The sequence below is a fragment of the Cupriavidus sp. 30B13 genome (genome assembly GCF_049059565.2).
Classification (GTDB): domain Bacteria; phylum Pseudomonadota; class Gammaproteobacteria; order Burkholderiales; family Burkholderiaceae; genus Cupriavidus.
Window position 1 is genome coordinate 35,495 of record NZ_CP188224.1, and the last position, 21,509, is coordinate 57,003.

General features: G+C 71.8%; 18 protein-coding genes. 10 read left to right on the forward strand and 8 right to left on the reverse strand.

All coding sequences use genetic code 11. From position 1 onward, the window contains the following. Positions 1-21: 21 nt before the first annotated feature. Complete coding sequence (locus ACKI2N_RS19575; protein ID WP_420995771.1) at positions 22-852, reverse strand: ABC transporter substrate-binding protein; 831 nt, start codon at positions 850-852, stop codon at positions 22-24. A 191-nt stretch (positions 853-1,043) separates the two neighbouring features. Between ACKI2N_RS19575 and trhA the strand changes: the two genes are divergently transcribed. Further along, on the forward strand, positions 1,044-1,661 hold the full coding sequence (trhA, locus tag ACKI2N_RS19580) for a PAQR family membrane homeostasis protein TrhA (protein ID WP_420995772.1): 618 nt from the start codon (positions 1,044-1,046) through the stop codon (positions 1,659-1,661). 97 nt (positions 1,662-1,758) lie between these two features. Here the strand turns inward: trhA and ACKI2N_RS19585 are convergent, their stop codons facing one another. Continuing rightward, entirely contained in the window at positions 1,759-4,233 is a 2,475-nt protein-coding gene (locus ACKI2N_RS19585) for a penicillin acylase family protein (RefSeq protein ID WP_420995773.1), read from the reverse strand. Between the two features lie 276 nt (positions 4,234-4,509). Here ACKI2N_RS19585 and ACKI2N_RS19590 point away from each other — a divergent pair, with 276 nt between their 5' ends. The 7 genes from ACKI2N_RS19590 (at position 4,510) to ACKI2N_RS19620 (ending at position 12,570) form a co-directional block, all read left to right on the forward strand. After that, the gene (locus tag ACKI2N_RS19590) at positions 4,510-5,349 is read left to right on the forward strand and encodes an IclR family transcriptional regulator (RefSeq protein ID WP_420995774.1); all 840 of its coding nucleotides are present in this window, start codon (positions 4,510-4,512) and stop codon (positions 5,347-5,349) included. A 3-nt stretch (positions 5,350-5,352) separates the two neighbouring features. After that, positions 5,353-6,408: a cyclase family protein gene (locus ACKI2N_RS19595; RefSeq protein WP_420995775.1), complete on the forward strand. Its 1,056-nt coding sequence runs from the start codon at positions 5,353-5,355 to the stop codon at positions 6,406-6,408. 58 nt (positions 6,409-6,466) lie between these two features. Then, positions 6,467-7,717 (forward strand): ABC transporter substrate-binding protein, encoded by a 1,251-nt coding sequence (locus tag ACKI2N_RS19600; protein WP_420995776.1) that lies wholly within the window; start codon positions 6,467-6,469, stop codon positions 7,715-7,717. A 47-nt stretch (positions 7,718-7,764) separates the two neighbouring features. Further along, complete coding sequence (locus ACKI2N_RS19605; protein WP_420995777.1) at positions 7,765-8,907, forward strand: thiolase family protein; 1,143 nt, start codon at positions 7,765-7,767, stop codon at positions 8,905-8,907. Between the two features lie 97 nt (positions 8,908-9,004). Continuing rightward, positions 9,005-9,373: a Zn-ribbon domain-containing OB-fold protein gene (locus tag ACKI2N_RS19610; RefSeq protein WP_420995778.1), complete on the forward strand. Its 369-nt coding sequence runs from the start codon at positions 9,005-9,007 to the stop codon at positions 9,371-9,373. A 53-nt stretch (positions 9,374-9,426) separates the two neighbouring features. Continuing rightward, entirely contained in the window at positions 9,427-10,425 is a 999-nt protein-coding gene (locus ACKI2N_RS19615) for a tripartite tricarboxylate transporter substrate binding protein (RefSeq protein WP_420995779.1), read from the forward strand. Positions 10,426-10,464: 39 nt separating this feature from the next. Beyond that, a complete protein-coding gene (locus ACKI2N_RS19620; protein WP_420995780.1) occupies positions 10,465-12,570 on the forward strand; it encodes an acetate--CoA ligase family protein in 2,106 nt (701 codons plus the stop codon). 15 nt (positions 12,571-12,585) lie between these two features. On the opposite strand, the gene ACKI2N_RS19625 is transcribed toward ACKI2N_RS19620, so the two are convergent. The 5 genes from ACKI2N_RS19625 to ACKI2N_RS19645 all read right to left on the reverse strand — a co-directional run bounded on the left by ACKI2N_RS19625 (position 12,586) and on the right by ACKI2N_RS19645 (position 17,552). Continuing rightward, entirely contained in the window at positions 12,586-14,274 is a 1,689-nt protein-coding gene (locus ACKI2N_RS19625) for a sulfite reductase subunit alpha (protein WP_420995781.1), read from the reverse strand. Further along, positions 14,271-15,278 (reverse strand): FAD:protein FMN transferase, encoded by a 1,008-nt coding sequence (locus ACKI2N_RS19630; RefSeq protein ID WP_420995782.1) that lies wholly within the window; start codon positions 15,276-15,278, stop codon positions 14,271-14,273. Before ACKI2N_RS19630 ends, ACKI2N_RS19625 begins: the two co-directional genes overlap by 4 nt. Positions 15,279-15,393: 115 nt before the next feature. Further along, complete coding sequence (locus tag ACKI2N_RS19635; protein WP_420995783.1) at positions 15,394-16,218, reverse strand: DUF4198 domain-containing protein; 825 nt, start codon at positions 16,216-16,218, stop codon at positions 15,394-15,396. Between the two features lie 73 nt (positions 16,219-16,291). After that, positions 16,292-16,816: a DUF2271 domain-containing protein gene (locus tag ACKI2N_RS19640; RefSeq protein ID WP_420995784.1), complete on the reverse strand. Its 525-nt coding sequence runs from the start codon at positions 16,814-16,816 to the stop codon at positions 16,292-16,294. Between the two features lie 100 nt (positions 16,817-16,916). Further along, positions 16,917-17,552: a PepSY-associated TM helix domain-containing protein gene (locus tag ACKI2N_RS19645; protein WP_420995785.1), complete on the reverse strand. Its 636-nt coding sequence runs from the start codon at positions 17,550-17,552 to the stop codon at positions 16,917-16,919. A 371-nt stretch (positions 17,553-17,923) separates the two neighbouring features. On the opposite strand from ACKI2N_RS19645, the gene ACKI2N_RS19650 reads away from it, so the two are divergent. Then, positions 17,924-19,480, forward strand: coding sequence for a methyl-accepting chemotaxis protein (locus ACKI2N_RS19650; protein WP_420995786.1), 1,557 nt, complete (start codon positions 17,924-17,926; stop codon positions 19,478-19,480). Positions 19,481-19,620: 140 nt separating this feature from the next. Here ACKI2N_RS19650 and ACKI2N_RS19655 read toward each other — a convergent pair whose 3' ends face one another. Next, entirely contained in the window at positions 19,621-20,526 is a 906-nt protein-coding gene (locus ACKI2N_RS19655) for a LysR substrate-binding domain-containing protein (RefSeq protein WP_420995787.1), read from the reverse strand. 93 nt (positions 20,527-20,619) lie between these two features. Between ACKI2N_RS19655 and ACKI2N_RS19660 the strand changes: the two genes are divergently transcribed. Beyond that, a complete protein-coding gene (locus ACKI2N_RS19660) occupies positions 20,620-21,381 on the forward strand; it encodes a sulfite exporter TauE/SafE family protein (protein WP_420995788.1) in 762 nt (253 codons plus the stop codon). Positions 21,382-21,509 lie beyond the last annotated feature (128 nt).

Sequence of the window (21,509 nt, forward strand, 5' to 3'; positions counted from 1 at the left end):
CGGGCGAGCGGGACGCCTGCCTCACTTCACCGTGCTGCCGATGGTGAAGTCGCGCGCCAGCGGCGCGGTGCTCTTCGGGCCGAACCACTTGTCGTAGATGCGCGCGGCGGTGCCGTCCTTCTCCAGCGCCAGCAGGATGCGGTCGATCTCCGCGGTCAGGCGGTCCTCGCCCTTGGGCACGCCCACGCCCATGTACTCGCGCGTCAGCGTGAACGAGGAAATCTCGAACTGGTCCTTGTTGGGCAGCGTCGCCAGCAGCGCGCCGAGCTTGGCGCCGTCCTGCGCGAACGCCTGGATCGCGCCGCTGCGCAGCGCGGTCAGCGCCAGCGGGGAGTCGTCATAGGCGATGACGCGCGCGTCCGGGTACTTCTGGCGCAGCGTGGTTTCCTGCGTGGTGCCCTTGTCCACGCCCAGGCGCAGGGTCTTCAGGTCGTCCGGCTGCTTGAGCGTGCCCTTCCTGGCGATCAACTGCAGGCCGCTGGCGAAATACGGCGTGGAAAAGCCGATCTGCTGGCGGCGCTCGTCGGTGATGGTGAAGTTGGCGGCGACGATGTCCACCTTCTGCGAGGCCAGCAGCGGAATGCGGTTGGCCGGGTTGGTGGCGCGGAACTCGGCCTTCACGCCGAGGCGCCTGGCGATCTCCGTGGCGTAGTCCACGTCGAGGCCCGCCGGCGTGGTGCTGCCCGCCTCGACGAAGCCGAAGGGCGGGTTGGCATCGAACACGCCCACGCGCAGCACGCCGGCCTTCTTGATGTCGTCGAGCCGGTCGGCGCGGGCTGCGCCCGAGGCCAGCACCGAGAGGCCGAGGGCCAGGCTCAGCGCGGCCTTGATGAGCGGGGAAGAGATTCGCATGGATGTCTCGCGATGGTTGAGTTGGCGAGACGATAGCGAGCCTGCGCCGCCAAGGGAACGAAGGGTTTTGCAGATGGTTATTCCGTGCAAAAATACGGGCTTGGCGCACTGCAGCAAACGCTGTGTGACGCAAGAATGTCCCTGAAGACCGTCGCCGCGGATAGCGGCGACCAACAGGAGAGTCCGAACCCATGTATCACGGAGAACGCTTCAACGGCTACAGCCACCTTGCCGGCGCCATCCTCGCCGCCGCCGGTTCAGCCGTACTCGTCACATCCTCCGCCCGCTACCACGATGCCTGGAAGGTCGTCAGTTCCGTGGTCTACGGCAGCACGCTGGTGTTCCTCTACACCATCTCCACGCTCTACCACAGCCTGCGCGGCCGCCCCAAGGACATCCTGCGGCGGCTGGACTACTGCGCCATCTACCTGCTGATCGCCGGCAGCTATACGCCGTTCGCGCTGGTCACGCTGCGCGGGCCGTGGGGCTGGACGCTGTTCGGGGTGAACTGGGGGCTGGCGGTGATCGGCATTGCGCAGGAACTCTGGATCGGCAAGCGCACGCGCATCTTCTCGCTGGTGATCTACGTGCTGATGGGGTGGCTGGTGCTGTTCGCGTTCGGGCCGCTGGTGGCGGCGCTACCCGCGGCGGGGCTGTACTGGCTGGTCGCCGGCGGCGCGCTGTACACGGCGGGGATCGGGTTTTTCCTGTTCGACGAGAAGGTGCGGCATTTTCATGGGATCTGGCACCTGTTCGTGGTGGCGGGCAGCGTCTGCCAGTTTGTCAGCATTTTTTGGTATGTAGGCTAGGGGCGGGCCGGAAGCCGTTTCAAAACGAAATGAAGCGGGCCTGACGGACCGGTCGAGCCGGCGCCGCCAGGCCCCATCCTCATCCCATCCCCATCCCTTACTGCGGCACCAGCTCCACCCTCTCCCGGCTCTCCTTCTCCACCGCCTTGCGCGAATAGAGCAAGGGAAAATACTCTCCCCTGGCCCACAGCGGCGCCAGGTCGCGATAGTGCGGGCTGGCCGGGTTGCCCGACTGGCCCGGCGTATTGATCACCCGCGACGCATCCCAGTTGCCCACGTCCAGCACCATGCGGAACGACGCCCCCGCCGTGAGCTGGAAGTCATTGTTGCGATAGCTGGTGTTCATCGGCGTGAAGGACGATCCGCCAATCGGCCCGGCGTTGACGTCGTAGCGCTGCCGCGCGGCCGCATCGAGAATCGGGTGCAGCGGGTGGTCGAACACCGCGGTGTGCAGCTTGCCCCATTGCCACGCCCTGGGATCGGGGCCGAGCTTGCGCTCCACTTCGGCCATGGCGCTCTTGAGCGAGCTCACGATGGCCTCGTTGCGGCGCTCCACCGGCATCCACGGCTCGGGCCGCTCGAGCACCGCCAGCACGCGGCTGGCGTCGCCGTAGCCGGCCAGGCGCGCGCCGTCCGGCGAGAGCGCGGCGCGAACCACGGCCGGGCGCAGGTATTTGCTGAACCAGACTTCGAACAGCGCCGCCGGCGCGCTGTCGGCGCGTTCGTTGCCGTCCCAGCCGCGCAGCAGGTCCAGGCCGCGCTGGGCCTGCGCGTCGTCGCTGCGCACATTGGCCAGGATCGCCACGGCGCGCAGCGCGGGCAGCGAGACGGTGTCGTTCTGCCAGGCCATGCTGTCGGCCACCGAGGAATGCGCGTTGGCCGCGACCAGGCTCTTGAGCCGGCGCGCGCGCGCGGTGTCGCTCCATTCGTAGCCGATGCCGAGCCGGGCGGCGGGATGCTTGGGCGGGATGTTGTTCTCGTTGGCCGTCACCACGTAGCCGGCGGGCGGGTTGAAGGCCCACGGCAGCTCGTCCATGTTGCGGTAGCCGGCCCATTCGTAGCGGCCGTCGCCGGGCACCGGCGTGAGGCCGTCCCAGTTCGGGCGGATCGGGGTCAGGCCGCCGGGCAGCCAGCCGATGTTGCCGTCGCGGTCGGCATAGACCTGGTTCTCGCCGGGCGCGCCCCAGCGGTTCATGGCGGCGCGGAACTGGTCCCAGTTCTGGGCGCGCATGTAGTCCATCGAGCCGAAGTACGGCGCCATGCCGAAGTCGAGCCACGCGGCGCGCAGCGCATAGGCGCGGCCGTTCTTGGCGTCGGCGTAGAGCACCGGGCCGTGGCGGGTGAAGTCGATGCTGATCTTGCGCGGCGTGGCCTCGCCCTTGACGGCGATGTCCTCGGTCACGGTTTCCATCGGTTCCCAGCGGCCGCGGTAGCGGTACTCGCGCGGCTGCGCCGGGTTGGTCTCGTAGACGTAGAGGTCTTCCTGGTCCATGTAGAAACGCGTCAGGCCGAAGCCCACCGTGTCGTTGTGGCCGATCGAGATGCCGGGCAGGAAGGGCTCGCCGGCGCCGATCACCGACAGGCCGGGCGCGTTCAGGTGGCTGATGTAGCGCAGGCTGGGCGCGCCGTGCGCGCGGTGCGGGTCGTTGGCCAGGATCGGGCGGCCGGTGGCGGTGCGCGCGCCGGCGATGACCCAGTTGTTGGAGCCGAGGCTGCGCGCGGTGTCGCTGTTGCCGTCGAGCACCGCGTAGAGCGCTTCGTGCGGGATCTGGCCGGCCTCGGCCGAGGCCCACCATTCCTTGGGGAAGCGCGGCGCGGCGGTGGCCAGGTCGTAGGCGCGGCGCAGCTCGGCCGCCGGCAGCGCGCACGGGTCCAGGCCGTCGGGCAGCCTGGGCGTGATGGGCGGGTCCAGCTCGCGGCGCACCCAGTCGGCGCGCACCGCGTCGGGCTTCACGTAGCAGTAGATCTGCGCGCGGTCGATCTCGCCGGTGAAGTTGAGCGTGAGCCCGTGGTGGCGGATGCGCACGATGTCCTCGGCGCGCCAGCGCGCGGGCTTGTAGTTGAGGATGCGGAATTCGGGCGGCAGCAGCTCGGCGTGCGCCTCGGTCTGCGCGACGAAGGCGTTCACGCCGGCCACGAACGCTTCGGCCACGCGCTTGGCGTCGGAGCCGTAGGCCAGCCATTCGCGGTACATGTCGCCGCGGAACAGCACGGCGCGCGCCATGCGGTCGCCTTCCACGTAGGCCGCGCCGAAGTCCTTCGCCATCTCGCCCAGGCCGCGCTTGCGCCACAGGTCGATCTGCCAGAGGCGGTCGCGCGCGGCCATGAAGCCCTGCACGTAGAAGGCGTCGTACAGCGTGTTGGCGTAGATGTGCGGCACGCCCCAGCGGTCGATCAGGATGCTGGCCGGCTTTTCCAGCCCGGCCACCTGGTAGCGCTCGGTGCCCGACGCGGCGGCGGCGTTGTTGGCCGCCGCCGGCACGGCCAGCGCGGTGCCGGCGGCGCCACTCAGGACGCCCAGGACGGAGCTCAGGCCAAGTATGGCGGCAAGGCGGCGGGCGCGGCGGACCATCTGGAATCTCCTCGGAAAGACAGGAACTGCGTGCGGGGCGGCGCGCCCGGCGCGCGGCGAAATGTCGCCAAGGATAGCGGAAGACGGCGCGCGCGGGCGAAATCCGCGGCCGGGCCGGGCCGGCGCGGCAGGCCTGGCGGTGCCGGCCGCGCGGGTGGCGGCGATGTTTTATCCGGCAAAACTTTGATGCACCGCAGAATGACGGGGCCCGCCCAGGCGTCTATAACCTCCTCACTGGTTTCATTCCCCGAAACTGCCCATCCCCGGAGCATGCGCGTGACGGTCCCGACGACCTCCCTCCAGAAAGCCTGCAAGCTGCTGCGCGCGCTGTCCGACCCGCGCAATACCCGCCTGACTGACCTCGCCGCCGTGGCCGGCGTGGACAAGGCCTCGGCGCTGCGCCTGCTGGACACGCTGGCGGCGGAAGGCTTCGTCGCGCGCGACGCCGACACCAAGGCGTTTTCGCTCGGCCCCGAATGGCTGGCGCTGCGCGCGGCCAGCGTGCGCCGCATCGACCCGCGCGCCGCCGTGCGTCCCGCGCTGATCCGGCTGGCCCAGGCCTTCGAGGACACCGCCATCCTCTCGGTGCCGAGCGGCTGCGAATCGGTCTGCCTGGAGCTGCGCCCCGGCACGTTTCCGATCCGCGCCAACTATCTCGACGTGGGCAGCCGCCGCCCGCTCGGCGTGGGCGCCGGCAGCCTGGCGCTACTGGCGGCGCTGCCCGATACCGAGGTGGAGGCCACCGTGCGCGCCATCGCGCCGGCGCTGCGGCGCTACCCGCGCATCGACGGCGCGCTGCTGCTGCGCGAGGTGGAAGCCACGCGCGCGCGCGGCTACGCGGTGCTGCTGGACGTGGTGGTGGAGCGCATGGGCGGCATCGCCATCGCGCTGCCCGGGCCCGACGGCTATCCGCTCGGCGCCATCAGCATCGCCGCGCTCAACGAGCGCATCACCGAACGCGAGCCGGCGCTGGCGCGCGCGCTGCGGCGCGAGGCCGAGGCCGTGTGCGCGGCCTGGCTGCCGGCGGCGGCGCACGGCGGCCCGGCCGGATCATCCACCGCGCGCCGGCCACGCAAGGCCGGCGCCGCGCGTTCCCAACCACAACCGGAGGCATAAAGCATGCGCTGGAAACAACGACCGCAAGGCTCCAACTGGGGCGATTTCGGGCCCGACGACCAGCTTGGCCGCGTCAACCTGATCGGCCCCGAGCAGGTCCGCAAGGGCGCGGCCGAGGTGCAGGCCGGGCTGTCGTTCTGCCTGTCGCTGCCGCTCGACTACCCCGGCGGCAACAAGCTCAACCCGCGCCGCCACCCGCCGGTGCTGCGCCCGACCTTCCGCGACGACGTTCCCTATCTGAACTTCCCGCTGGCCAAGGTCGATGCCGCCGCCACCGACGTCATCAGCGACGACCAGGTGCTGCTGTCGCTGCAGTACTCCACGCAGTGGGATTCGCTGGCCCACGTTGGCGCGCTGTTCGACGCCGACGGCGACGGCCGCCCCGAGCGCGTCTACTACAACGGCTACCGCGCCAACGAGCACATCGTCGGCCCGGTGGACTACGCCGAGGACGACCACTTCGCCGCGCACGCGTGCGGCCACGACCACAGCGAGGCGCGCGCGCTCGGCATCGAGAATTTCGCCGTGAAGGGCATGCAGGGCCGCGGCGTGCTGGTGGACCTGGCGCACAACTACGGGCTGGAGTTCCGCAACGTGGGCTACGACGACCTGATGCGCGTGCTCGAAGCCGACCGCTTGGAGGTGGAAAGCGGCGACATGCTGCTGCTGCGCACCGGCTTCGCCGAGGTGGTGCTGTCGATGCAGCGCGAGCCGGACGAGAACGTGCTGCACCACGCCTGCTGCGCGCTCAACGGCCGCGACGACCGCCTGCTGAACTGGATCACCGATTCCGGCATCGCCGCGCTGATCGCCGACAACTACGCGGTGGAGCGCTATCCCGCGCTGCCCGCGCCGGCCGGCGAGGCGCATCACCCGCTGCTGCCGCTGCACCATCACTGCCTGTTCAAGCTCGGCCTGCCGCTGGGCGAGCTGTGGTACCTGAAGGAGCTGGCCGCGTGGCTGCGCGACAACCGGCGCTCGCGCTTCCTGCTCACGGCGCCGCCGCTGCGGCTGCCGGGCGCGGTGGGCTCGCCCGCCACGCCGGTCGCAACGGTCTGACCGGACCGCACCTCAAAAAAACACGGGCCGCGAAGGCCCCATGCTGGAGGAGACAACCATGAACCGCAACCACCCGTGGCTGCGCCGGCCGCTCGGCGCGCTGGCGCTCGCCGCCGCCTTGCTGTGCGGCGCCGGCCCGGCCGCAGCACAAGGCGCCAAGCCCGGCATTTCCGACGACGAAGTCAAGATCGGCCTGATCCTCGACATGAGCGGCCTGTACGCCGACGTGACGGGGCGCGGCAGCGCCACCGCCGCGCAGATGGCCATCGACGACTTCGGCGGCAAGGTGCTGGGCAAGAAGATCGAGCTGGTGGTGGCCGACCACCAGAACAAGGCCGACATCGCCGCCAGCAAGGCGCGCGAATGGTTCGACACCGGCCACGTCGACGCCATTCTCGACGTGGCGGCTTCCGCGCCCGCGCTGGCGGTGCTGGAGGTGGCCAAGCAGAAGAACCGCATCGTGGTGTTCTCGGGCCCCGGCACCGAGCGCATCACCAACGATCTGTGCACGCCGGTCTCGGTGCACTACGCCTACGACACCTACGCGCTGGCCAACTCCACCGCGCGCGCGGTGGTGCAGCGCGGCGGCAAGACCTGGTTCTTCCTGACCGCCGACTACGCCTTCGGCCACACGCTGCAGGAGTCCGCCACCGCGGTCATCAACGAAAACGGCGGCAAGGTGCTGGGCGCGGCGCGCCATCCCATCGGCGCCAGCGACTTCGCCTCCTACCTGCTGCAGGCGCAGGCCAGCAAGGCGCAGGTGGTGGGCCTGGCCAACGCCGGCGGCGACTCGGTCAACGCCATCAAGGCGGCCAGCGAATTCGGCCTGACCCGCGGCGGCAACCAGCGCATGGCCGGGCTGCTGCTGTACATCAACGACATCCACGCCATCGGCCTGAAGACCGCCTCCGGGCTGCTGCTGACCGAAGGCTTCTACTGGGACATGAACGACGCCACGCGCGCGTGGTCGCGCCGCTACTTCGACAAGCTCAAGAAGATGCCGAACATGAGCCAGGCCGGCACCTACTCCTCGGTCATGCATTACCTGAAGGCCATCCAGGCCGCCGGCACCGACGAGACCGCCGCCGTGATGAAGCAGATGAAGGCCACGCCGATCAACGATTTCTTCGCCAGGAACGGCCGCATCCGCGAGGACGGCCGCATGGTCCACGATATGTACCTGTTCGAGGTCAAGACGCCGGCCGAGTCCAAGTACCCGTGGGACTACTACAAGCTGCTGGCCACGGTGCCGGGCGACCAGGCCTTCATCCCGCCGGCAAAATCGCAATGCCCGCTGATGAAGCGCTGAGATCGCGCTAGAAAAACGACGAAACGACGGAACGACGAAACCACGACATGGATCACGCAGCTTACCTGCGCGGCACGGGCAATACGCGCTTCGGCCGCATCGAAGGCAGCACACCGCTGACGCTGATGGCCGCCGCCGCGGACGCCGCGCTGGCCGACGCCGGCCTGGCGCGCGCCGACATCGACGGCGTGCTGTGCGGCTACGCCACCACGCTGCCGCACCTGATGCTGGCCACGCGCTTCTGCGAGTACGCCTCGCTCGATCCCGCCTATGCGCACGGCGTGGCCTCGGGCGGCGCCACCGGCGGCGTGATGGCCATGCTGGCGCGCGAGCTGGTGCGCGCCGGGCGCTGCCGCCACGTGCTGGTGGTGGCGGGCGAGAACCGCCTGAGCGGCCAGAGCCGCGACCAGTCCATCCAGACCCTGGCCCAGGTCGGCGAGCCGGAGATGGAGGTGCCCAACGGCGCCTCGGTGCCGGCGTACTACGCGCTGCTCGCCTCGCGCTACCTGTTCGAGACCGGCATGCGCGCGGACGACCTGAGCGGCTTCGCGGTGCTGATGCGCGAGCATGCGGCGGGGCATCCCGACGCGCACCTGCGCGAGCCGATGACGCTGGAGGCGGCGCGCGCCGCCAAGCCCATCGCCTCGCCGCTGCGGCTGTCGGACTGCTGCCCGATCTCCGACGGCGCGGTGGCGGTGGTGATATCGGCCGAGCCCGGCGGCGGCCGGCCGGTGCGCATCGCCGGCGCCGGGCAGGCGCACCGCCACCAGCACCTGGGCACGCTCGACAGCGTGCTGGCCACGGGCGCGGCCGACGCGGCACGGCGCGCGCTCGGCGAAGCCGGCAACACGGTCGCGGAGATCGACTACCTGGCGATCTACGACTCCTTCACCATCACGCTGGCCATGCTGCTCGAAGAGCTCGGCGTGGCGGGCCGCGGCGAATCGCCGCGGCGGCTGGCGGCCGGCGATTTCGGCCGCCACGGCGCGCTGCCGCTCAACACGCATGGCGGGCTGCTCGCGTTCGGCCATTCGGGCGTGGCCGGCGGGCTCATGCACCTGGCCGAAGCCGGCCGGCAGCTCGCGGGCAAGGCCGGCGCGCGCCAAGTCTCGCCGCGCAGGCGCGCGCTGTTCCACGCGGACGGCGGCGTGCTGTCGTCGCACGTGAGCCTGGTGCTGGAGGCGCAATGACCACGACGCTCACAAGCCTTCGTGTGTACTCCCTCTCCCGCTTGCGGGAGTGGGGAGTACACACGCGGCAAAACGCAGTCCGACCGCAAGACCTGCCATGACCACCGACCAAGCCGACCATCCCTACCAGTCCGGCCTCGACGCCGGCATCGTGCGTTACCAGGCCTGCGACGACTGCGGCGCATGGCAGCCTTTGCAGCGCCATGCCTGCCGCGCCTGCGGCGGCACGCGCCTGGGCTGGCGCGACGCGGCGGGCGCCGCCACCATCCACGCCGTCACCGAGGTCGCACGCGCGCCGACCGACGCGTTCCGCGCGCTGGCGCCCTACACGCTGGTGCTGGCCACGCTCGACGAAGGCCCGCGCGTGATGGCGCATGCCGAGCCCGGCGTGGCCATCGGCGAGCGCGTGCGCGCCGGCTTCCTGCGGCACGGCGAACACACATTGCTGCGCTTCCTGCGCGAGTAGCACGCGGCGCGCGCCGCCCGGCGCCCCGCTTCATCACAACCGAGGAGACCGACATGAACCGAACCTTGCCGCTTCGGCGGCCCGCGCTCGCCCTGCTGGCGGGCGCCATCGCCCTCACGGCCGCATTGCTCGGCGCGCCGCCGGCGCGCGCGCAGGCCTGGCCCGCCAAGCCGGTGCGGCTGATCGTGCCCTACCCGCCCGGCGGCCCCACCGACATCGTGGCGCGCGTGGTCGGGCAGAAGCTGGCCGACCAGATCAAGCAGCCGGTGGTGGTGGAAAACCGCCCCGGCGCGGGCGGCAACATCGGCGCGGAGGCGACCGCCAAGGCGGCGCCGGACGGCTACACGCTGCTGGTGGCCACCACCGCGCACGCCATCAACATGACGCTGTTCAGCAAGCCCGGCTACAGCACGCAGAAGGACTTCGCGCCGGTCTCGCTGCTCACGCGCGGCCCGCTGGTGCTGGTGACGGCGCCGGCCACGCCGGCCGGCAGCGTGGCCGAGCTGATCGCGCTGGCCAAGGCCAAACCGGGTCAGGTCAGCTTCGCCAGTTCGGGCAACGGGCAGTCCACCCATCTTGCCGCCGAGCTGTTCAACAGCATGGCGGGCACGCGCATGACCCATGTGCCGTACAAGGGCAGCGCGCCCGCGCTGACCGACGTGATGGGCGGGCAGGCCACCGTGATGTTCGACACCATGCTCTCCGCCATGCCCTTCGTGCGCGACGGCCGGCTCAAGGCGCTGGCGATCACGGGCGCGGCGCGCTCGCCCGCCGCGCCGGACATTCCCACCGTGGCGCAGGCGGGCCTGCCCGGCTACGAGGCCACCGCGTGGAATGCGCTGCTGGCCCCGGCCGGCACGCCGCCCGCGGTGATCGGCACGCTCAGCAGCGCGCTCAAGACCGTGCTCGAGCAGGACGACGTGCGCGCCAAGTTCGCCACGCAGGGCTTCGCCGCCGAATGGACTTCGCCCGCCGCCACCGGCCAGTTCCTCGGCCGCGAGATCGACAAATGGGGCAAGGTGGTCAAGGCCTCCGGCGCCACCATCGACTGACTAATCCGGCATCTCTTCGCTTCCACGCTGCAAACCATCATGAACCAGACCCTGCAAGCCCTGCTGGCGCCGCGCTCGATCGCGGTGATCGGCGCCTCCGACCACATCCACAAGATCGGCGGCCGGCCCATCCACTACATGCGCGAGCACGGCTACGCCGGCAAGCTCTATCCGGTCAACCCGCAGCGCGACACCATCCAGGGCCTGCGCGCGTTCCCCTCGCTCGACGCGCTGCCCGAGGTGCCCGAGCTGGCCATCGTGGTGGTGAGCGGCGAGGCGGCGGTCGCCGCCGTGCGCGACTGCGCGCGCCTGGGCGTGGCCGCGGCCATCGTCATCGCCTCGGGTTTCGGCGAAGCCGGCGAGGAAGGCCGGCGCCAGCAGGACGAGATGGTGCGCGTGGCGGCCGGCGCCGGGCTGCGCCTGGTCGGCCCCAACAGCCAGGGGCTCGCCAACTTCGGCACCGGCACCATCGCCAGCTTCTCCACCATGTTCATCGAGGTGCCGCCGCAGGACGGCCCGGTGGCGGTGGTCAGCCAGAGCGGCGGCGTGTGCGCCATGGTCTACGGGCTGCTGCGCGGACAGGGCATCGGCGTGCGCCACATGCACGCCACCGGCAACGAGGCCGACGTCACCGTCAGCGAGCTGGCGCTGGCCGTGGCGCACGATCCCGACGTGAAGCTGATCCTGCTGTACCTGGAAAGCCTGACCGACCCGGCCGTGCTGGCCGAAGCCGCGGCGGTGGCGCGCCGGCGCGGCGTGCCGGTGGTGGCCGTGAAGGCCGGGCGCTCCAGCGCCGGCCAGCGCGCGGCGGCGTCGCACACCGGCGCCATCGCCAACGAAGACCGCGCGGTGGGCGCTTTCCTGGCGCGCCACGGCATCTTCCGCGTGGACGACGCCCACGCGCTGGCGCGCTGCGCGCCGCTCTACCTGCGCGGCTGGCAGGCCGCGGGGCGCCGCCTGGTGGTGGTCAGCAACTCGGGCGCGAGCTGCGTGATGGCCGCCGACGCCGCCGAGCCGCTCGGCCTCGCGCTGGCGCCGCTGTCGGCCGCCACGCAGGCCGCGCTGGCCGAACGCCTGCCCGGCTTCGCCGCCACCGCCAACCCGGTCGACGTGACCGCCGCGCTGCTGACCAACAGCGGCCTGTTCGGCGACGTGCTGCCGGTGGTGGGCGCCGACCCCGCCGCCGACCTGGTGCTGCTCGACATTCCGGTGGCAGGCATGGGCTACGACCTGCCGCGCTTCGCGCGCGACGCCGCCGGCTTTGCCGCCGGCGCCGGCAAGCCCATCGCGGTGGCCGCGTGGCAGGCTCCGGTCGCGGCCGCGTTCCGCGCCGCCGAGGTGCCCACCTACGCCAGCGCGGCCGATGCGCTGGCCGCCTTCGCGCAACTGGCCACCCACCAGCAGCAACTGCGCGAGACCGCGCAGGAAGACAGCGCGGTGGCGACGCACCGGCCGCCCGCGCGCGGCCAGGCCCGCGCGGCGGCGGACGGGGCCGCGCAAACCCTGAGCGAAGCGGCCAGCCTGGCGCGCCTGGCCACGGCCGGCATCCCGGTCGTGGCCCACAAGCTGTGCCACAGCGCCGACGAAGCGGTGGCCGCCTGGCGCGAGCTGAAGGGCCCGGTGGCCATCAAGGCCAGCTCGCCGCAGGTGCCGCACAAGAGCGAGCACGGCCTGGTGGCGCTCAACTGCAACGACGAGCACGCCGTCGCGCAGGCCTACATCGCGCAGACCGGCATCCTGCAGGACATGGGCGCCGCGTGCGAAGGCGTGGTGGTCGCGCGCATGGAGCGCGGCCAGCGCGAATGCATGGTGGGCGCGCACTGGGACCCGGTGTTCGGGCCGGTGGTGGTGGTCGGCGACGGCGGCAAGTACGTGGAGGTGCTGCGCGACACCGCCGTGCTGCTGGCGCCATGCAGCGAAGCCGCCGTGGCGCGCGCCGTGGCCGGCCTGCGCATCGCGCCGCTGCTGGCGGGCGTGCGCGGCGAGAGCGCCGTGGACGTGGCCGCGCTGTGCCGGATCGCCGCGCGCGTCGGCCAGTTGATGCACGAGGCCGGCGGCGCCATCCGCTCGCTCGACCTCAACCCGGTGATGGTGAGCGCGGGCGGGGCGGTGGTGGTGGACGGGCTGATGGAGGTGGCGGGCTGACTGCCGCGCGCGGCGTCAATATACGTCGCGCCGGTACCTGCCCTCTTCGCCCAGGCGCAGCAGCGCCTCCTCGCCCAGCACCTCGGCCAGCGCGTCGTTGACGCCGCCGGCCATGCCCTTGAGGCTGCCGCACACGTAGATGGCGGCGCCGTCCTGCACCCACTCGCGCAGCGCGCCGGCATGGGCGCGCACGGCGTCCTGCACGTAGCGCAGCGCGCCGCCGTCGCGCGAGTAGACCAGGTCCAGGCGCGGCAGCACGCCGTCCGCTTGCCACGCGGCGAGTTCCTCGCGGTGGAAGGCGTCGTGCTGCGCGGTGCGCTCGCCGAACAGCAGCCAGTTGCGCCGGTGGCCGGCGGCGGCGCGCGCCTTGAGGTGGGCGCGCAGGCCGGCCAGCCCGGTGCCGTTGCCGATCAGGATCAGCGGGCGGTCGCCGGCGGGCGGGTGGAAGCTGCGGTTGACGCGGATGCGCAGCGCGATGGCGGTGCCGGGCCCGGCATGCTCGGTCAGCCAGCCGGACGCGAGGCCGAGGCGGCCGTCGTCGTGGCGGGTCTGGCGCACCAGCAGTTCGAGCCGGCCGTCGGCCGGCAACGAGGCGATCGAGTATTCGCGGTGCGGCAGCGGCGGCAGCGTGTCGACCAGCCGCTGCGGCGCCACGCCGGCGAGCGCGGCGAGGTGCGGCTCGGGCAGCACGATGCGGGTGGCCAGCGCCTGCGCCAGCGTGGTGTCGGCGCCGTCGCAGCGCACCGGCGCGGCGCCGTCGAGCTCGAGCCGGCCGAGCACGCGCGCGACCTCGGCCGGCGCCAGTCGCGGGCCGATCTCGGCGATGTCGCCGGCCTGCCAGGCGGGCGCACCGGCCGGCGGCACCAGGGCGAGGTGGAAGGCGGGCGCGCCGGGGCTGCCGGGATTGAGCAGGCGGCGCTCGGCCAGTTGCCAGCCGGTGTAGCGGGGCTTGTCCCAGTCGGCGATCTCGACGCCGCCGCCCAGCGCGCTGAGGTGGTTCTGCCAGTGGCGCAGCGCGCCGGGGTCGCCGTTGTCGACTTCCACCATGTCGAACAGCGCCTGCGCGTGCTGGCGCTGCAGCCACGCCGAGAGCGCGTGGCCGAAGGCGCAGAAATTGGCATAGCTGCGGTCGCCGAGCGCGAGGATGCCGTAGCGCAGCTCGCGCAGCCCGCCCGCGCCGGCGGCGGCGGTCAGGCGGCGCGCGAAGCCCGAGGCGCTGTCGGGGGCATCGCCCTCGCCGGTGGTGCTGACCACGAACAACACCTGCGGGCAGTGCGCCAGGCGCCCGGCTTCGAGCTGGTCGAAGGACAGGCATTGCGCGGGCACGCCGGCATCCTGCAATGCCTGCGCGGTATGCAGCGCGACCTGCCCGGCAAACCCGCTCTGGCTGGCGTAGGCGACCAGCGTGGCGCCTTCGCGCGGCTGCGCCAGCAGCGCCGCGCGCGCGTGCAGGCGGCGGTGCCGGCCGATCACGGCGGTGCTGAAGCCGAGGTAGGCCAGCGCCACGCCGGCCGCCATGCCGGCGCGGCCGGGCGCGAAAAAGCCGAGCGCGAGCCCGGCCAGCCCGGCCGCCACGCCCAGCGCGATCACGGCGCGCAGCACGCGCAGCTGCCGCTGCGCGTGGCCGGCTTGGCCGCGCCGGGGCGACGCGGCCGTGGCGGGCGCGTCGATGGGCAGGGAGGAGGCGCTATCCGGCGTATTCATGACAGCATGGCCTCGAAGGCCGGGGAGAGTCGTTCGTCGAAGCCGCCGCTGCGGCGGACCAGGAAGCGGGCGGCCAGCGCATGCCGGCGCGCGAACACCATGCCGGCTTCGGGGCCGAGCACGGTCAGCGCGGTGGACAGCGCGTCGGCCATCATGCATTGCGGATGCAGCACCGTGACCGAGGCCAGCGCGTGGCTGGCGGGGTAGCCGGTGCGCGGGTCGAGCGTGTGGGCGTAGCGGCGCCCGCCGCTGTCGAAGTAGCGCCGGTAGTCGCCCGAGGTGGCCACGGCCAGGCCGTGCAGCGCGACCAGCGTGGCGGCGCCTGCCGATGCCTGCGCGGGCGGCGCTTCCAGCGCGACCCACCATGGCAGGCCGTCGGGCTTGACGCCGTGGCCGCGCAGTTCGCCGCCGACTTCCACCAGATGGCTGGCGATGCCTTGCGCATTCAGGTAGCGCGATACCGCATCCACGCCGAAGCCCTTGGCGATGGCGCAGAAATCCAGCCGCACGCCGCCGGGCTGGCGCGCGCGGCTGTGCTGCGCGTCGAGCTCGATGCGCTGCCAGCCGCACAGCGCGCGGGCCTGTTCGATCTCGGCCAGCGGCGGCGCGGTGTCGCGGCGCGGCGCCGGGCCGAAGCCCCACAGGTCGACCAGCGGGCCGGCGCTGGGGTCGTAGGCGCCGCCGCTGTCGCGCGCCACCTGCAGCGCGGCTTGCAGCACGGCGAAGCAGTCCGCCGGCAGGACCTGCCAGGTGCCGGGCGCGGCGCGGTTGAAGCGGCTGAGGTCGGACCCCGGCTCCCAGTTGCTCATCTGCGCCACCACCTCCGCCAGCACGGCGCCGATGCCGGCGCCGAGCGCGGCCGCGTCCGGGCCGTCGGCCGGCGCGGCCCAGGCCACCGACCACGTGGTGCCCATGCTCTCGCCCCGCAGGCGCTGCACGCGCGCGGTGGCGTCGGGCGCGGGCTGCGCCGCGCCGAGCGAAAGGGGAATCAGGACACGCTGCATGCGGGTGGACCTGCAAGAAGACGGGACTGCGGAAACACAAAAAGCCCGCGCGGGGCCTGTGGCTTGCGCGGGCCGCCGGGCTTGCGCCGGGCGGCCCGCCCGGGAGCGGCGATGCTTACTGCGGCAGCACTTCCACGGTGGCCGCGTAGCTGGCGCGGCGGACCTTGGCTTCCTTGACGGCGACCTTGTCGTCGCGCACCTCGGCTTCCATCCAGTACATGCCGGGCGCCGGCCACTTGACGCTGAACTTGCCGTCGGCGTCGGTGGTGAGCGCGATCTCCTGGAGCTGGTCGCGATAGCGGATGCCGCCCGGCACCACGGCCACCTTCACGTTGGCGGCGGGCTTGCCGTCGAGCAGCAGGCGGAAGCTGGCGGCATCGCCGGCGACCAGGTCGTTCGGGTGCGTGACCGGCGCCAGCTCCAGGCCGCGGCCGGTGGTCTGCAGCACCCTGGCGCTCGGCTTGCCGGCGGTGACAAAGGCTTCCACGCGGCTGTCGGCCTGGGTCACCTGCAGGTCCTGGGCGCCGGCCGGCACTTCCTTGGCGAAGGCCTCGACCGTGCCGCGCCAGCGCTTGGTCTGGCCGTTGTCCTTGTAGCTGGCGAACAGGCCGTGGTTGACCATCGCCACCTTGTAGGTGCCGGGCTGGGTCAGGTGCACGTCGAAGGTGCTGCGGTAGCGGCCGGTGCTGGCGTTCTCGACCTTGGCGGCGGCGCCGTCGGGCGCGGTCACGGCCAGGTTGTCCAGGCGCAGCGGCACGTGCTCGAAGTAGAACAGGTCGTTGGACACCGCGGCGTCCACGGTGACCCACGGGTCGCTGCCCGACAGCACGGTCGCCGACGGCAGCAGCCACTGGCGGTGGGCGTGGGCGGCCAGCGGCATCAGCGCGGCCAGGGCCAGCGCGGCGGCGCGGACGGACAGTTTGGTGGCGATAGTCTTCATCGTCAGGCTCCTATGGGTGCGGCGACGGGTGCGGCGCAAAGATCGGTAACGGAAAGAGGCAGGCGGGCGCCGCTCAGGGCTTGAGATCGACCGAGACGGCGCCGAGCTCGTGCTCGCCGGCGGCCTTGCCCGAGGCGGCCGCCTTGGGCGGCCAGGCGAACGGCACGCGCAGCAGCTCGCGGCCACCGACCTCGCGCGCGGCTTCCACCACGAGCTGGTAGTCGCCGGCGGGCAGCTTGCCCAGCGGCGCCTTGCCGTCGGTGAAAGTGAGCGTGTGCTCGCCGGCGGCGCGCGTGGCGCCCGAGATGCCGTCGGCGGGCATCTGCATGTCGCGCCCGGCCTTGCGCCACCACTGGCGCATGTCCTTGAGCCACTTGGTGCCTTCGCCGTCCTTGTGCTTGACGTCGTACCAGACCGCCAGCGTGGCGGCCGGGCTCTGGTCGGCGCGCTCGATCCAGATCGAGACATAGGGCCGGTGGTATTCCGCGACGTTCAGGCGCGGGATCTCGACCTTGACGTTCATTTCGGCCGCCACGGCCGGCGCGGCGAACGGTGCCGCGGCCAGGCCGGTAAGAGTGACGGTGAGCAATCGGCGCATAACGAAACCTCGTTTTTTGAGCTGCTGAAGGTGGAACGGTTGAAAACGGTTGATAGCGGTTGGCGGCCCGGCGCGCGCGGCGCCAGCCGCCTGCCCGCGCTCAGTGAATGAACAGCAGGGCCAGCACCAGCGGCGCCGCCAGCCCCAGGCCGACCAGCGGCCACGTCGCCATGCGCCCGCCCGCGTGCAGCTTGAGCAGGAACAGTCCGGTGACGCTGAAGATCAGGCACGCCGCGGCGAACACGTCGAGGAACAGGCTCCAGGCGCGGCCGGTGTTGCGGCCCTTGTGCAGGTCGTTCAGGTACGAGATCCAGCCGCGGCTGGTCTGCTCGTACTGCACCTCGCCGCTGTCCAGCGCCAGGCTGACCCAGGCGTCGCCGCCCGGGCGCGGCAGCGCCACGTAGATCTCGTCGCCCGACCACTCGGCCTCGCGGCCGGCGGCATCGATATCGAGCGTGGCCGCCAGCCAGCCGGCGAGCTGCGGCGGCACCGGCCCCTTGTCGCCATGCTTGAGCTGGCGCAGCGCGTCGGTCAGCGCGGCCGGCGCGCTGGCCGTGCGAGTGACCACTTTCGGTTTTGCCTCGATCTGGCCTGCGTGATTGAGCGTGAACCCGGTCACGGCGAACAGCAGCATGCCGATCAGGCAAAGCGCCGAGCTGATCCAGTGCCACTGATGCAGGTGCTTGAGCCAGAAGGCCCGGCGCTGCTGGCCTGCGCCCAGCGTTGTTTCGGTCATATCCGTGTTGCGGCGCGCGGCAAGCGCCCCGTGCCTTCCTGGGTGGCGCCTGTGCGGCCCGGCTCGCCGTGCGCACGTCGCGCCGCCGTGCGGGGTGACGCTTCAGGCAAATAAGGCGAAAGGATAATGGTTCTCATTTGAAACCGCAATGGCTGGCGGCGCGTCCGTGGATTACGGGAGCTTACAGGGGCGACGCGCCAGGCGGAGCCAAAGCCATTTGTGCGGCAGCGCACACTTACCCCCCAGGCCGCTGGAACCCTTGCTGCACCTGAGGAAACCCCCTAGTCGCGCTTCGTCAAGTTTGGCTTTGCAGCAGCCGATATCGCGTCAGTAGTGGAGAGAGTCGATACCTATAAAAGAGAGAGGAAAACATGCTGGCACGCCTAAGCCTGAGGAAGAAACTGCTGTTGCCGTTGCTGCTGAGCTGGCTCTGCCTGCTCGGCCTGACGCTCTGGGATGCCTGGCAGATGCGCGAGCTGCGGCTCGAGGAACGCAAGCTGGACCTGGTCCACGTCACCGATACGGCACTGTCCGTGGTGCAGGAATACGAGGCGCTGGGCCGCAGCGGCAAGCTGCCGATGGACGAAGCCCGGCAACAGGCGCTGGACCGCGTGCGCGCCATGCGCTTCGGCGAGGACGGCTACTTCACCCTGATGCACTCCGACACCGTGGTGGTCATGCACCCGTTCAAGCCCGAGATGAACGGCAAGAACATGGGCGACCTCAAGGACCCCAACGGCACCTATCTGTTCCGCGAGATCGCCGCCATCGGCAAGAGCGTGGGACACGGCTACGTGCAGTACCTGTGGGCCAAGCCCGGCGCCGAGGCGCCGCAGCCCAAGCTGAGCTACGTGGCGGTGTTCAAGCCGTGGGACTGGAACTTCATCGCCGGGGTCTACCTGGACGATATCGACGCGGCCTTCCGCCATGCGCTGCTGAAGTCGCTGCTGTTGCTGCTGGGCATCGGCACCGTCATGACGGTGGTGGTGGTGCGCATCGCCAACGGCCTGCACCAGCAGCTCGGCGGTGAGCCGGCGCTGACTTCGCAGATCGCCACGCGCATCGCCGAGGGCGACCTGGCCAGCGAAGTGCATACCGCGCAGGGCGACCGCCACAGCGTGCTGTTCGCCATGCAGCAGATGCAGGGCCGGCTGACCGGCGCCATCGGCAGCATCCGCGGCTCGGCCGACTCGATCGCCAACGCGGCGCGCGAGATCGCCGCCGGCAACTCGGACCTGTCGCGCCGCAGCGAGGAGCAGGCGGCATCGCTGGAACAGACCGCGGCCAGCATGGAGCAGCTCACCGGCACGGTGCGCCAGAGCGCCGACAACGCGCGCCAGGCCAGCCGGCTGGCGGAGGGCGCCTCGGAAATCGCGGTGCGCGGCGGCGAAATCGTCGGCAAGGTGGTCGACACCATGGGCGAGATCAAGGCGGCCTCGGGCAAGGTGGTGGACATTATCGGGGTGATCGAGGGCATCGCCTTCCAGACCAATATCCTGGCGCTCAACGCCGCCGTGGAAGCGGCGCGCGCGGGCGACCAGGGCCGCGGCTTCGCGGTGGTGGCGGGCGAGGTGCGCAGCCTGGCCCAGCGCAGTGCCACCGCCGCCAAGGAGATCAAGAGCCTGATCGGCAACTCGGCGCAGCGCGTGGACGACGGCGCCGCACTCGTGGAGACCGCCGGCCAGGCCATGAACGAGATCGTGGAAGCGGTCAAGCGCGTGACCGACCTGATGGGCGAGATGCGCGCCGCCACCGAGGAGCAGACCGGCGGCATCGAGCAGGTCAACCAGGCCGTCACGCAGATGGACCAGATGGCACAGCAGAACGCGGCGCTGGTGGAACAGGCCGCCGCGGCCGCGGCCTCGCTGGAGGACCAGGCCGACGCCCTGCACAAGGCGGTCGGCGCGTTCCGGCTGGCGGGGGCCTGAGCAGCATAAAAAAAGACGGCGGCGCCGGCAGCGCGGCGCCGTGCATCGCGCGTGGATACGCGCCTTTCGTGCGCCGGGGACTTTCCCGCTGCCCGGCGCACGTTTTTCTTTTCCGCCCCCGGTGTCTCTGCCTCCCGCGCTTACGGCGCCGGCTCCGGCGGCGAGGCGTCGCCCTCCATGAGTTGCCGCGCGAGCAGGCTCGCGTGCGGCGTCAGCGCGGAAAAATCGCGCGCGCACAGATGCAGCTGCCGCAGCGCCCATGGCTCCGACAGTGGCAGCAGCGCCAGCCCCGGGCGGCGCAATGGCGCCGCCGCGGCCTCGGAGAGGACTGCGATGCCGACGCCCGCCTCGACCATCGCCCCGACATCCGCCACGCTCCTGAGCCGCACACGGTAGGCCAGCTGGCGGCCGAGGCGTGCCGCGCGTTCTCCCAGGTGGGTCTCCAGCGCGGCATCGGCCAGGCCGACGAAGGGCTCGCCGACGATGTCCGCGAAGGCCGCCCGCGCCTCGCGTCCCAGGCGGTGCGCGCTGGCGGCCACCACCACCAACTGATCGCGCGCGAGCAGGTGTGTCTGCAGCGCGGCCACGTCGGCGATGTCCGCCACCAGGCCCAGGTCGGCGCGCCCCTCGGCAATCGCGCGCACGATCCCGCTGCTGGGCTGCTCTTCCAGGTCGACGGACAAGTCGGGATAGGCCACCAGGAAACGGCGCAGCTGGCGGGGCAGGAAGGCTGCCAGCGCCGCCGTGTTCGACAGCACCCGGATGCGCCCCTTGAGGCCGGTGGCATAGGTGCGCAGCTCGCCGCGCATCTGCTCCACCTGCCCCAGGATCAGGCGCGCGTGCCGGACCAGCGCGTCGCCGGCCGCGGTGGTGCGCACGCCGCGCCGGGTCCGCTCCAGCAGCGGCGCGCCGAGCGCGGCCTCCATGCCGGAGACGCGCTCGCTCGCCGACGCCAGCGCGAGGTTGGTGGCCTGGGCGCCGCGCGTAAGGCTGCCGTGCTCGGCCACGCTGAGGAACAGGCGCAGGTCGGTGAGATCGAAGCGCATCGTCCTTGTCCTTTGCAGATTTCGGTTCAGCCGAAGCCTAGCACCGGAATTGCCAGATTGCGCGCGCGGCGCCGCGCTCCTACGATGGCTGCCATGGACGCTACCTTGCTACTCTGTCTCGCTGGCCTGACGGCCGGCGCCATGAACGCGCTCGCCGGCGGCGGCTCGTTCGTCAGCCTGCCGGCCCTGATCGCCGCCGGCGTGCCATCGGTTCAGGCGAATGCTTCGAGCACGGTCGCGCTGTTTCCGGGCGGCCTGGCCAGCGCGTGGGCCTACCGCGACCAGCTCGGCCCGGTGGGCGCGGTGCCGCTGCGCCCGCTGCTGCTGGCCACGCTGGCCGGCGGCATGGCCGGGGCGATCCTGCTGCTGTACACGCCCGCGAAGACCTTCGACTTCGTGCTGCCCTGGCTGCTGCTGGTGGCCAGCCTCGCGCTGTCGTTCGGGCGCCGGCTCGGCGAATGGCTGCGCCGGCGCGTGCGGATCCGGCCGGCGGCGGTGCTCGCGGTCCAGTTCGGCCTCGGTGTCTACGGCGGCTACTTCGGCGGCGCCGTCGGCATCATGATGATGGCCATCTGGAGCCTGCTCGACGACCGCGACCTCAAGAGCCTGAATGCCCCGCGCACGCTGCTGGTCAGCGCCGCCAACATCGTGGCGGTGGTCATCTTCATGGCCGCGCGCGCGGTCTACTGGCCCGGCACGCTGGTGATGCTGGCCGCGGCGACCGTGGGCGGCTACGCCGGCGCGCAGATCGGCCGCCGCGCGCCCGCCCGCGTGGTGCGCGCGGTCACGCTGACGCTCACCGCCTGCATCACCGTGGCGTTCTTCGTGCGGGCTTATCTGCCCGGGCATCCATGATGGCGGCCTTGCTCGAGACTCTCGGTGCGCTCGGAGTGCTGGCGGGGGTGGCGGCAAAGGTAGCTGAGCGCCGCTGTCCGGGCGTGCCTGCAAGAAGCGCGACATCCGGGCAACGCATGGAAAGCGGA